The 12,322-nt window shown below is 74.1% G+C and carries 6 protein-coding genes; 3 read left to right on the top strand and 3 right to left on the bottom strand.

Annotated features, from left to right (window positions below):
- From IR158_RS07885 to IR158_RS07875, 3 genes are all read right to left on the bottom strand, one after another.
- Positions 1-4,918: RHS repeat-associated core domain-containing protein (locus IR158_RS07885; protein WP_291811702.1), on the bottom strand; the 4,918-nt coding region annotated here is incomplete at its 3' end.
- A 333-nt stretch (positions 4,919-5,251) separates the two neighbouring features.
- Complete coding sequence (locus tag IR158_RS07880) at positions 5,252-7,327, bottom strand: acyl-CoA dehydrogenase (RefSeq protein WP_291811700.1); 2,076 nt, start codon at positions 7,325-7,327, stop codon at positions 5,252-5,254.
- On the bottom strand, positions 7,324-8,127 hold the full coding sequence (locus IR158_RS07875; RefSeq protein WP_291811707.1) for a TetR family transcriptional regulator: 804 nt from the start codon (positions 8,125-8,127) through the stop codon (positions 7,324-7,326). Before IR158_RS07875 ends, IR158_RS07880 begins: the two co-directional genes overlap by 4 nt.
- Before the next feature lie 245 nt (positions 8,128-8,372).
- On the opposite strand from IR158_RS07875, the gene IR158_RS07870 reads away from it, so the two are divergent.
- The 3 genes from IR158_RS07870 (at position 8,373) to IR158_RS07860 (ending at position 12,264) form a co-directional block, all read left to right on the top strand.
- A complete protein-coding gene (locus IR158_RS07870; RefSeq protein ID WP_291811697.1) occupies positions 8,373-9,740 on the top strand; it encodes an acetyl-CoA C-acetyltransferase in 1,368 nt (455 codons plus the stop codon).
- Between the two features lie 233 nt (positions 9,741-9,973).
- Entirely contained in the window at positions 9,974-11,365 is a 1,392-nt protein-coding gene (locus IR158_RS07865) for a 3-oxoacyl-ACP reductase (protein ID WP_291811695.1), read from the top strand.
- Entirely contained in the window at positions 11,362-12,264 is a 903-nt protein-coding gene (locus IR158_RS07860; protein ID WP_291811693.1) for a MaoC/PaaZ C-terminal domain-containing protein, read from the top strand. The genes IR158_RS07865 and IR158_RS07860 overlap by 4 nt, the downstream gene beginning before the upstream one ends.
- Positions 12,265-12,322 lie beyond the last annotated feature (58 nt).

Raw genomic sequence — 12,322 nt, 5'->3', positions numbered from 1 at the left:
ACGCCTCCGCCTCGGCCACCGCCTTCTTCGCCGCCGCACGCTGCGTCACGTACGGATCGGTCGCCGTCGGCGGCGGCGGCCCGCTGAGATGATGCGGGCGCGGCTCCCTGCCCGTGGGATCCGTCATCGCCGTCGGACGGTTCGACGCGTACGCGTACGACGACACCGCCGTCACCTGCCCCGAACCCACCACCGGGTCCACCGAGTCGAACCGACCCGTCCCCGTGTCGTAGTTGCGCGCCCGCAGGTGGTACCGGCCCGACTGCGTGTCGTCGCGGTACCCACCGGTGAACTGCATCGGGTTGCCCGGCGCGTCCTCGGCGAGCTGGCGGCCACCGGCCTCCAGGTCGGTGCCGCGTGCTCCACCGAACGGGTCGTAGTCGTAGGCCCACTGGGCCGCACCGCCCGCCGACACCACGGCCGACGTCCCGCCCAGCCAGTCCCGCACGTAGTGCGAGAACTGCTCCCCGCCCTCGGCCAGACCCAGCGGTGACCCGTCCGGCGCGTACAGGAACGACGTCGTGCCCTCCCCGTCCGTGCCGGTCCGCGTCTCCGTCGCGATCGTCGGCAGCCCGCCGTTGACGTCCCACGCCCACGCCGTCGACCCGGTCGCCCCGGCCTCGTCCGTGCTCGTGGACGACAACCGCATCCCCGCCGCGTCGTACGCGTACGTCGTGGACGCCCCGTCCGATGTCGCCGAGGCGAGCGTGCGGTCCAGGTGGTACTCGTACGTCTCCTCACCGTCGGACGTCAGGTTGCCCTCGGCGTCGTAGGTGAACTCCCGCGTCCCGGCCTCCACGTCCGGGATTCCCGAGAGCGTCCCGGTGACGGTCGTCTGCTCGCGGGTGAGCTGGTCGCCCGCGTCGTACGTCGCCGTCGTCGTGGCCTTGCCCGTCGCGGTGGTGACCGCGTGCGACGTGCGGTTGCCGACCAGGTCGTAGCCGTAGTCGTACCGCTCGGCGGCCGGCGCCCCCGGTGCGCAGCTCTGGGCGCCGTAGCAGGCGGACGTCAGGCGGTGCGCCTTGTCGTACGCGTACGACGTCGCCTCGACGACCTCCGGTCCCCCGGCGTTGCGGGTCTGCGTGATGAGCGTCGGGTTGCCGACGGCGTCGCGCACCACGTCGTGCGCCGAGACGACCTCGCCCCCTGCGCGGGTCGTCGCGACGCGCGTCATGCGCCCGGCGGCGTCGTACTCGCGCGCCTCCGTCAGGCCGGTCGACTCCGGGAACGTGATGGACGTGAGCTGGTCCGCCACGTCCCACCCGAAGCCGTACGTCGCCGAGCGACCCGCACCCGCCGCCGTGAGCGACGTCAGCCGGTCCGCGACGTCGTACGACGCCGTGACCTTGGTGCCGTCCGGGTACGTGCGCTCGGTGAGGTTGTCCTGGTCGTCATACCCGTAGGTGAACTTCTCGACCGCGCCGCCGACGTCGGTGCGCGTCACCTCGGCCAGACGCCCGGTCGTGTCGAACCCGTGCTCCCGCACGCCGCGCGGGTCGGCCATCGAGACGAGGCGGTTCTTCGCGTCGTACCCGAACGTGAAGAGCTCACCCTCGGTGCCGAGCTTGCGGCTCACGAGCCGGTCGAGCGTGTCGTACTGCATCGCGACCGTGCGCGCCTCGCGGTTCGGGTCGAGCCGTGGGTCGCCCTCGACGACGCGCGCCGTGACGAGCTGCGTGAGGTTCGAGTTCGCGTCGTACACGTACTCCCTGCGCCGTCCGATGGCGTCGGTCGACGCGACCGTGCGTCCGGCGCGGTCGTACTCGAGCTTCGTCTCGTGCCCCAGCGGGTCACGACGCCCCTTGATCTGGCCGTTGGCGTCGTAGGTGTACGTCAGCACCTGCTGGTCGCCCGTGGCGTCGGGGCCGCGGACCGTGAGCAGCCGGTCGGCCGCGTCGTAGCGGTACTGCACGACCGAGCCGGCAGCGTCGGTCGCGCTGGTCAGGCGGCCGACCGCGTCGTAGGACGAGCGCGTGATGTTGCCCAGCGGGTCCCGCACCTCGACGGGGTTGCCCGCCTGGTCGTAGGTGTACCTCGTGGTGAACGCGGCCGGGTCCGCACCCTCGAGGTGCCCGCGCGGCTCGGTGATGGCCACGGGGCGGCCGTCGTCGTCGTACTCCCACGTGATGACCCCGCCGGACGCGGTGACCTGGCGCGTCGGGTTGCCGACCTGGTCGTACTCGATCTTCGCCGGGGACTCCACGCCCGTGCCGCCCGTGCGGCGGTTGGCGCCGTCGTACGTCATGCCGAGGGTGTCGCCGTCCTCGTCCTTCATGCCCGTGACGTTCCCGGCGGCGTCGTACGACATCTGCGTCGTCGCGCCGAGCTCGTCGATCTGCTCGACCGGGCGGCCCAGCTCGTCGAAGCGCGAGTCGACCTGCACGAGGCGGCCCTGGGCGTCCGGGCGCTCGGCCCGCACGAGGTTGCCGCGGAAGTCGTAGCGGAAGGTCGTGGTGTACGCGGCACGCCGCTTCTCGACGTCGGCGTCGGACTCGCCGGACCGCTGCGCCGCGTTGCCCAGCGGCAGCCGCTCGGTGGCGACGCGCCCCTGCCCGTCGTACGTCCACGTGGTCCGGTTGCCCTCGCCGTCGGTGACGGACGCCGTCCGCCCGGCGGCGGTGTACGTGTACTCGGTGACGTTGCCGATCGGGTCCTTGAGGGTGACCAGCCGCGACGCGTCGTCGTACGTGTAGCGGTAGGAGTTGGCGAGCTGGTCGGTGACGACCACGACGTTGCCGATCTCGTCGTACGTCGTCTTGACCGGCGCGTCCTTGCCCGGGTCACGACGCTCGGTCAGCCGGTCCTGCTGGTCGTACTCGTAGCGGGTGCGGAACTGGTCCTTGTTCGCGCCCGCGACCGTGCCCCGCGGGTCGACGACCGACACGAGCCGGCCGGTCTGGTCGTACGTGAACTCGGTGCGCCGCCCCGTGGGCGTGACCTCCGCGGTGCGGTTGCCCGCCGCGTCGTACTCGTACCGCGTGACCTTGCCGCGCGGGTCGGTGCGCGTCGCGAGCAGGCCACGGCCCTCGTACGTGTACCTGTACCCCTCCTCCTGCTCGGGGTCCTTCTGGCCGGTGATCCCGTTCTGCTCGTCGTACGTGTACGTCCACGTGTTGCCGCGCCCGTCCGTGTGCGTGCGCAGGTTGTTGCCCGCGTCGAAGGCGTTGCGCTCCTTCCAGTCGAACGGCGCCGGGGCCTGACGCTCGACGGGGTTGCCGGCGGCGTCGTGCAGCGCGCCGGACTGGTTGCCCTCGGGGTCGACGACGAGGGACTCGTTGAGCTTCTCGTCGTAGCGGTACGTCACGGTGTCGCCGTTGCCGTTGCGCGACCACAGCAGGACGTTCTTGCGGTACCCGTCACGTGAGACGACGCCGTCGGGGTCGGTCGTGGTCGCGACCTCGGAGGCGGCGTCCCACGCGAACGTCGTCACCGCACCCGAGGCGTCCGTCTGCCGCACGACGCGCCCGTCCGCGTACTCGTTGGCGACGTCGCGCTTGCCCCGCGCGTCCTGCACGTGGTCCAGGCGCCCCGCGGAGTCATAGTGGTACTGCCAGGTGTAGTTCCGCGCGTCCTGCACCTTGAGCAGGCGGCCGTCCTGGTAGTCGAACTGGACGCTGCGACCGTCGGGCAGCGTGAGCTTGCTGATCGCGCGGACGTCCTGGCGCATCTCGACCCGCACGACGCGGCCCGCCGCGTCCGTGATCGAGGACAGCAGGCCGTTCGACCCGTACGCGAGCGTGATCCCGTGGCCGCGGGCGTCGGTCACCGACAGCAGCCGGCCCTCGGCGTCGAACGTCAGGCGCCGCTGGTCCGGCGGGGTCAGCACCCAGCCGCCGCCGGCGCGGTCGGCCAGCACGGCGCGCACGCCGGCGGGCCGCTGGTAGCCGTCGGCGGTGCGCTGGTAGACGACCTCGGAGCCGTCCTCGGCGCGCACCCGCACCGCGGTCGCCCCGGCCTGCGGGACGATCACCCGGGCGTCGTACGTCCACGTCCACCCGGCGCCGAACATGCCCGTGCCGGTGTTGGCCGACGAGTAGAAGCGCACGGCCTCGAACGGGATGCCGTACGACGTCATCGTCAGGTCGCGCTCGGTGCGGTTGAACGCACCGGTACCCGTGTTGACGAGCGCGCCGCGCAGCTCCTGGCCGTCGACCGTGCGGCCCAGCACGTTGGCGCAGGCGCACCCCGCGGCCTGCGCGGCCGGGAGCTCCGGCGGCGTGACGGTGGTCCGCGGGTTCGCGGGCGCCGACGGCGGCGAGTCGAGCGTCGTGCCGTCGTCGGCCAGCAGGGAGACCGTCACCGTGTACTGCCGGGCTGGGTCGAGCGTCCAGCCGTCGGCCGCACCGAAGCTGCGGCAGAACTTCCGCGGCGCGTCGCAGCGCGACAGGTCCTCGCGGCCCAGGTCGGCGGACACCTGCTGCGTGCCGGCCTCGACGTCGGTGACGGTCGCGCGCCAGCGAGCCCACGACGTGGGGTCGCCGTCCGCGACGTCGGCGTCGAAGTACACGACGAGGGAGGTGTCACCCAGGAGGTACCCGGGCCGCACGACGAGGTCCCGCGCGCCGCCGTCCGCCAGGACCTCGGCTGCCGTGGCAGCGGACGTCGGCGCCTGGCCGCTGAAGCGCGACGCCACGGGGCGCGCGAGGCCGGGCAGCAGCGGCGGGTTGACGGGTGCCTGCTCGGACACTGGGACGGGCGGCGGCTCGACCGGGACGTCGGCGGGGTCACCCTCGCGGACCGCGTTGCGCGGCAGCGGCCGCTCGACCGGCGCGGCGCCGTCCTGCGCGACGGGCGCCTCGGGCGCCGGAGCAGCCGCCGCGAGCGGTGGCGCGAGCACCACGCCGGTGACCAGCACCACCGGAGCGAGGACCGTCGCGGTGAACGAGCGCAGGACGGACCTGCGTGGACGTGCGGACATGCGAACCCCCTGCGCACGCCGACATCACCGTCACCGCGCCTCGCGACCGCCCCCTGCAGCGGTCGGGCCGGTCCACACCCAAGGGGTCAGGCGAGATCAGCCGCCAGATGCCGTCCGCATCGCGAGACGGCTCCCGGGCCGGGCGCCGGCTCCCCGCCCGGCCCGCCGCAGGACCGTGGGAACACGTCCCACAAGGTCGGCCCGAGCGTGCGACGCACGGCGCGGCAAGACCGACGGCCGCAGTGCCCCCCGAACGATGAGAAGAACCTCATGCGATTCTCATGTCGTCGGACCTCCGGAGTCAGGTCCGGAGCCGACCTTCGACCGGCCGCGTCAGCGCGTCAGGTGCTTCTCCGGGACCGGTGCGTCACCCGACGCCCGCTGCGCGCGGTAGTACGCCCGCGCCTCGTCCTGGCGCTGCCGCTCCTGGCCGGAGGCGATGGGCGCGCGCAGGTGCTCCGGGCCGTAGCCGAACGCGTCGACGAGGTCCTGCGCGTGCGGGCGCAGGCGCACGAGCAGCCGCTCGATGTACGACGTCACGGCGCGTGCGCGCCCGGCCGAGAGCCGCCCGTTCACCAGGTACCACGCGAGGTTGCGCTCGACCAGCACCAGCCCGAACAGGTCGCGCACCCACGTCAGGACCTGCTGGGTCCCCGGGTCCTCGACGCGCTCGAGCGCGCGCGTGAACGCCTCCCACTGCACCCGCTCGGCGTGCGCGCGCGCCGCCTCGATGAGCTCGTGCTGGTGGGCGTTGAACAGCTCCGCGGCCTTCTCGGGGCTCATCTTGCGGGCCGGGGCCAGCGCCTGCGCGACGTGGGCGACCATCGTCTCGACGCGGTCGGTCAGCAGGTCACGCTGGGTCTGCGTGTCGCGCAGCTGCCCGACGGACCGTCGCGTGTCACCCCGGTCGCCCAGCGTCTGGACGGCCCGCACGAGCGGTGTCCGGTGCAGGGCCGCGTCCGTGACTCGGTCGACGACGAACCGCGCGAGGTCGCCGCGGTCCGTCTGCATCGCGGCGAGGGACTTGGCGTAGTCGCCGAGCAGCCGCTTGGCGACCAGCTGGTAGAGCACCGTGTTGTCGCCCTCGAACGTCGCGTACACGTCGAGGTCGGCGTGCAGGCCGGTCAGCCGGTTCTCCGCCATGTACCCGGCGCCACCGCACGCCTCGCGGCACTCCTGCAGCGTCCGCAGCGCGTTCCACGACGACGTCGGCTTCAGCGCGGCCGCGAGCGTCTCGAGGTCCTCCCGGTTCTCCGGGGTGTCACCCCTGCCCGAGAAGACCTCGTCGAACGCGGCGAGCAGCTCCTCGTGCGCGAACGACGTCGCGTACGCGTCGGCGAGCAGCGGCAGCAGGCGGCGCTGGTGCTGCCCGTAGTCGAGCAGGACGACCTCGTCAGCGGTCCCGCCCGCGAACTGGCGGCGCTGGTTGGCGTAGGTCACCGCGATGGCCAGCGCGATCTTGCTGGCGTTGGCCGCGGCGCCGTCGAGCGAGACCCGGCCCTGCACGAGCGTCCCGAGCATCGTGAAGAACCGGCGGCCCGGGCTCTTGATGGGCGAGGAGTAGGTGCCGTCCGGCGCGACGTCGCCGTACCGGTTGAGCAGGTTGGTACGCGGCACGCGGACGTGCGTGAAGTGCAGCCGTCCGTTGTCGATGCCGTTCAGGCCGCCCTTGACGCCGTCGTCCTCCCCGCCGATGCCGGGCAGGAACTCCCGGGTCTGGGGGTCGCGGATCGGGACGTAGAAGGCGTGCACGCCGTGGTTGACGCGCGGGCCGCCCGGATCGGCCGTGACCAGCTGCGCGAAGACCACCGCCGCGGTGCCGTGCACGGCCGCGTTGCCCAGGTAGTCCTTCCACGCGGCGCGGAACGGCGTGTGGATGACGAACTCCTGCGTGGCGGCGTCGTACTCGGCCGTCGTGCCGATCGACGCGACGTCCGACCCGTGGCCCGCCTCGGTCATCGCGAACGCACCCGGCACCTTCAGGTGCATGGCGTCGGACAGGAACGTGTCGTGGTGGTGCGCCGTGCCCAGGTGCAGGATCGCGGACGCGAACAGCCCCCACTGCACGCCGGCCTTGATCTGCAGCGACGGGTCCCCGGCGACGAGCTCCTCGAACCTCGCGAGCGAGCCGCCGTGGTCGTCGGCCCCGCCGAGGTGCGCCGGGAAGGACCGCAGCACGTCGTGCTCCGCCTCGAGGCGCCGCAGCTGGTCGAGCACGCGCTCGCGGTGCTCGGCCATCGGCAGGCCCTCGATCTTCTGGAACGCCGGGTCCCCGACGACGGCGCGCGACTCGCGCCGCAGCTGCGCGTACGTGCCCAGCAGCAGCTCCTCGAGCGCGGCGACGTCCACGCGGGGGGACGTGGCCGGAACCGTGGCGCCGGTGGCGGGGCGGTCTGTCGTCGTCGTCATCGCTGCTCCCAGGGGGTGCGGGCGGCCTCGTCGCCGCCGGTGGGCTGCCGGTCCGCCGGGTGGGCGGGTGCGGTGGTGGTCGGGGTGGGGCTGATGGGGGTGGTGGTGCTGCTCGGCGTGCGGTGCTCGCGCGCGAGGAGGCCGACGGGCCCGGCCCACAGCCACGCGGCGACCTGCGCGGTCAGCGCGGCGCGGTCGGGGGTGCCGGGCTCGTCGCGATGGGCCAGCCACCACTCGCCGGCGCCGCGGACGAACCCGACGGCACCGGCCGCCCAGGTGTCCGCGAGCGCCGCGGCGCTCGCGGTGGTCCCCGGCGCGGCCCCGGCCGCCGGGCCCGCAGGCGCGTCGTCGGCCGGGCGCTCCTCGGTGAGGGCGCGCGCGAAGGGTGCGGCGACGAGCGCGGTCACGGCGTCGAGGAAGTGCCCGACCGGCCCTCCGGACTCGACCGAGCCGTCACGGGTGACGAAGGCGTAGACGTGCGGCGACGCCTCGATCATCTCCAGGTAGACCGCGACCATGGCGCGGGACGCCTCGCGCGGCGTCGACGCGTGGCGCAGCACCTCCTCGAGGGCGTCCCGGATCTGCCGGACGACGAGCTCGGCCACCGCGATCTGCAGGGCGGTCTTGTCGACGAAGTACCGGTAGACGATCGACTTCGAGGTGCCCGCGGCGGCGGCGATCTCCTCCATCGAGACGTCGGGGCCGCGATGGTGGACCGTCCGGCGGGCGACCCGGACGAGCTCCGCGCGCCGCGCCTCGCGGTGGTCGGCCCAGCGGGTGGACCGGCCGTCGACGGGCAGGTCGTCGTCCGCCGGAACCCGCCCGGGGGCGGGCGGCGCGAGGGACGGGACCACGCGCGGGTCGGGCGCGTCGTCGCGTGCTCGGTTCGAGGAGGTCGTCGTCGACGCTCCCGGAGTGACGGGGCTCACGAAACCGAAGGTATCAGGTACTGTCAGTTCCGGACATCATTCCGGGACCATCGTCCCTCGACACCGAGGGCCCGGGGTCCGCCCGTCATCGACGCCGATGCGAGAGGGAGCGCCACATGGCCACCCGCAAGCCGAGCACCTCCCCGTCCACGCCGCCCGCAGCCCAGGACCCGGCTCCCCGCCGCGCGTACGTCCTCGGCGGCAACCGGATCCCGTTCGCCCGCGCCGGGGGCAAGTACGCCCAGGCGAGCAACCAGGACATGCTGACCGCGGCGCTCGACGGGCTCGTCGCCCGGTACGGCCTGCAGGGCGAGTCCATCGGCGAGGTCGCCGCCGGCGCCGTGCTCAAGCACAGCCGCGACTTCAACCTCACGCGTGAGGCCGTGCTCGGCTCGGCCCTCGCCGCCACCACGCCCGCGTACGACGTGCAGCAGGCCTGCGCCACGGGCCTGGAGACGGTGGTGTCGCTGTCCAACAAGATCCGCCTCGGGCAGCTCGAGTCCGCGATCGCCGGCGGCGTCGACACGACGTCCGACGCCCCCATCGCGGTCAGCGACCGGCTGCGCCGCGTGCTGCTCGACCTGTCCCACGCCACGACCCCGCAGCAGCGGCTCAAGGCGATCGCGCGCCTGCGCCCCAAGGACCTGGCGCCGGCCACGCCGCGCACGTCGGAGCCGCGCACGCACCTGTCGATGGGTGAGCACCAGGCGCTGACCACCGCGCAGTGGGGCATCACGCGCGAGGCGCAGGACGAGGTCGCGCTGCGCAGCCACCAGCGCCTCGCCGCCGCGTACGACGCCGGGTTCTTCGACGACCTCGTCACGCCGTACCGCGGCCTGACGCGCGACGCGAACCTGCGCGCGGACACCTCGCTGGAGAAGCTCGCGAAGCTCAAGCCGACGTTCGGCCTGGGCCTGGACGCCCCCGCCACGATGACGGCCGGCAACTCCACCTCGCTGACCGACGGCGCGTCGACCGTGCTGCTCGGCTCCGCCCAGTGGGCCGCCGAGCACGACCTGACGCCGCTCGCCGCGGTCCTCGACGCCGAGGCCGGCGCCGTCGACTTCGTGCACGGGGTCGACGGGCTGCTCATGGCACCGGTCTTCGCAGTCCCCCGCCTGCTGGCCCGCCACGGCCTGAGCCTGGCGGACCTCGACTACGTCGAGATCCACGAGGCGTTCGCGTCGACCGTGCTGACGACGCTCGCCGCGTGGGAGTCCGAGGAGTTCGGCCGCGGGCGCCTGGGCCTGCCCGGCGCTTTCGGCACGGTCGACCCCGCGCGGCTCAACGTCCACGGGTCGTCGCTGGCCGCCGGGCACCCGTTCGCCGCGACAGGGGGCCGGATCATCGCGACGATCGCCAAGGAGCTCCACACCCGGCGCGCGGCGCAGGTCGCCGCCGGGGACGACTCCCCCGTCCGCGCCCTCGTCTCCATCTGCGCCGCCGGCGGCCTGGGCCTGACAGCCCTCCTCGAAGCCGCCTGACGCGACGCTGGACCGCTCTCTCACCCACCAAAGGCGTGAGAGAGCAATCCAGTCACCGCCCCCTCCCGACCCCTCGGCCCACCCCCACCCCCAGGGGCGTGAGAGTGCAATCCAGTCACCGCCCCCTCCCGACCCCTCGGCCCACCCCCACCCCAGGGGCGTGAGAGAGCAATCCAGTCACTCCCCCTCCCGACCCAGCCGTTCAGACCCGCACCGACGATGCAGGAGTCGCGATGTCCGACCGTTACCTCGAGCTCGTCAACAGCGGGCTCACCCAGAAGCTCGCCAAGCAGCTCGGCCTGCCCCGGCCCGCCGTGCTGCGCCGCCACCGCCCGGGGCAGCCGCTGCTGGACGGGCCCGCGCTCGTGCTGGGCTCGGGACCCGACGCCGACGCCCTCGCGTCGCTGCTGTCGTCCCCCGCGGGCGGCGCCACGCCGACGGGCGACGCACCGGCCGTCCTCGACGGCTGGGACCTCGAGGTGCACCGGCACCCGTCCCCCGACGTGCGGTACGCCGCGGTCGTCCTCGTCCTGACGGGCGTCGAGCACCCGGACGACCTGACGGCACCCGTGCTCGCGGCCGCGTCGACCCTCAAGGGTCTGCGCCGCGGCGCGCGCGTCGTGACGGTGTCCCGCCCGGCGCTCGACTCGGACGCACCCGCCGTCGCCGCGGCCCGGCAGGGCGTCGACGGGTTCCTGCGGTCCCTGGCCAAGGAGCTGCGCAACGGTGCGACGGGCAACGGCGTCGTCGTCGCGCAGGACGTGCCGGTCACCGCGCCGAGCGTCGTCGCGGCGCTGCGGTTCTTCCTGTCGGCGCGCTCCGCGTTCGTCGACGGCCAGCTGCTCGAGGTCGACTCCGACGCCGGTGAGCTGCCGACCGACTGGGAGAAGCCGCTGGCCGGCAAGGTCGCCGTCGTCACGGGTGCCGCGCGCGGCATCGGTGCGTCCATCGCCGACGTCCTCGCGCGCGACGGCGCGACGGTCGTGGCCGTCGACGTGCCCGCCGCAGGCGAGCAGCTCGCGCAGGTCGCCAACCGCGTGCGCGGCACGGCGCTGCAGCTCGACGTCACCGCCCCCGACGCGGGCGACCGGATCCTGGAGCACGCCAGGGCCCGCCACGGCCGCCTCGACATCGTCGTCCACAACGCGGGCATCACGCGCGACAAGCTGCTCGCCAACATGAGCGACGACAAGTGGGCGTCCGTGCTGGCCGTCAACATCGCCTCGCAGCTCCGCATCAACGAGGCGCTGCTGACGTCCGGGGACTTCGTCGACGCGCCGCGGATCGTGTCACTCGCGTCGACGTCCGGCATCGCGGGCAACCGCGGGCAGACCAACTACGCGGCGTCCAAGGGCGGGGTCATCGGCATGGTGCGGGCGACCGCGCCGCTGCTCGCGCCGTTCGGCGGCACCGCCAACGCGGTGGCGCCGGGCTTCATCGAGACGGAGATGACGGCACGCATCCCCGCGGTGACGCGGCAGGTCGCGCGCCGGCTGAACTCGCTGCAGCAGGGCGGGCAGCCCGTCGACGTCGCCGAGGCCATCGCGTTCCTCGCGTCGCCCGCGGCGGGCGGGGTCGTCGGGCGCACGCTGCGCGTGTGCGGGCAGAACATGGTGGGCCGGTGACGTCGCCCGCCCCGGCCACGCAGGTCGCGCTACCGCGCGTCCCCGCGCTCGGCGGGCTGTACGGGCGCGGCCTGGTCGCCTCCGCACGTCTGGGCGTCACGGGCGGGGCCCGGCCCGGGACGCGGACGCTCCCCGACGTGACGTACGTCGTCGACGACGTCCGCGCCGACGCGGACCACCTCACGGCCTACCAGCACCTGCTGCACGAGCCCGCGACGGACGCGCTCCCCGCCGGGTACGTGCACGTCCTGGCGTTCCCCGTGGCGATGGCCCTGATGGTGCGCCCCGACTTCCCGCTGCCGCTGCTCGGCATGGTGCACCTCGCCAACCGCGTGGAGCAGCGCCGCGTCCTGGCGCTGGGCGAGCGGCTCGCCGTGCGCGCGTGGGCGCAGGACCTACGCCCGCACCGGTCGGGCACGCAGGTCGACCTGGTCACCGAGGTCGCGTCCGGCGGCGACGTCGCGTGGCGCGGCGTCTCGACGTACCTCGCCAAGGGCGTGCGCCTGCCCGACGCCCCGCGGGACGACTCCGAGCGTCCCGCCTTCACGCCCCCCGTGCGCACGGGCCGCTGGGAGCTGCCCGCCGACGTGGGCCGCCGCTATGCCGCGGTGTCCGGCGACCGCAACCCGATCCACCTGTCCCCGCTGACCGCGCGTGCGCTGGGCTTCAAGCGAGCGATCGCGCACGGCATGTACACCGCGTCGCGCGCGCTGGCCGACGTGGGCGCGGCGCGCGGTGACGCGTTCACGTGGTCGGTGGAGTTCGCGGCGCCCGTCCTGCTGCCCGCGACGCCCGACGTCCGCGTCGCCCCGGCCGACGGCGGGCACGAGTTCACGGTCTGGCACCCCCGCACGGGCCGCCTCCACCTCGCGGGCAAGGTCCGCACGCCCCACCCCTGACCGCCCACCCCAGAGCGCGAGAGTGCAATCCAGCGCACCCCCACCCGCAACTGGATCA

Origin of the sequence: Cellulomonas sp. (assembly GCF_015234515.1) — a bacterium.
Lineage (GTDB): Bacteria > Actinomycetota > Actinomycetes > Actinomycetales > Cellulomonadaceae > Cellulomonas.
The sequence above is the reverse complement of the archived record's forward strand: the minus strand, read 5'-3'. Positions and strand labels throughout refer to the sequence as shown.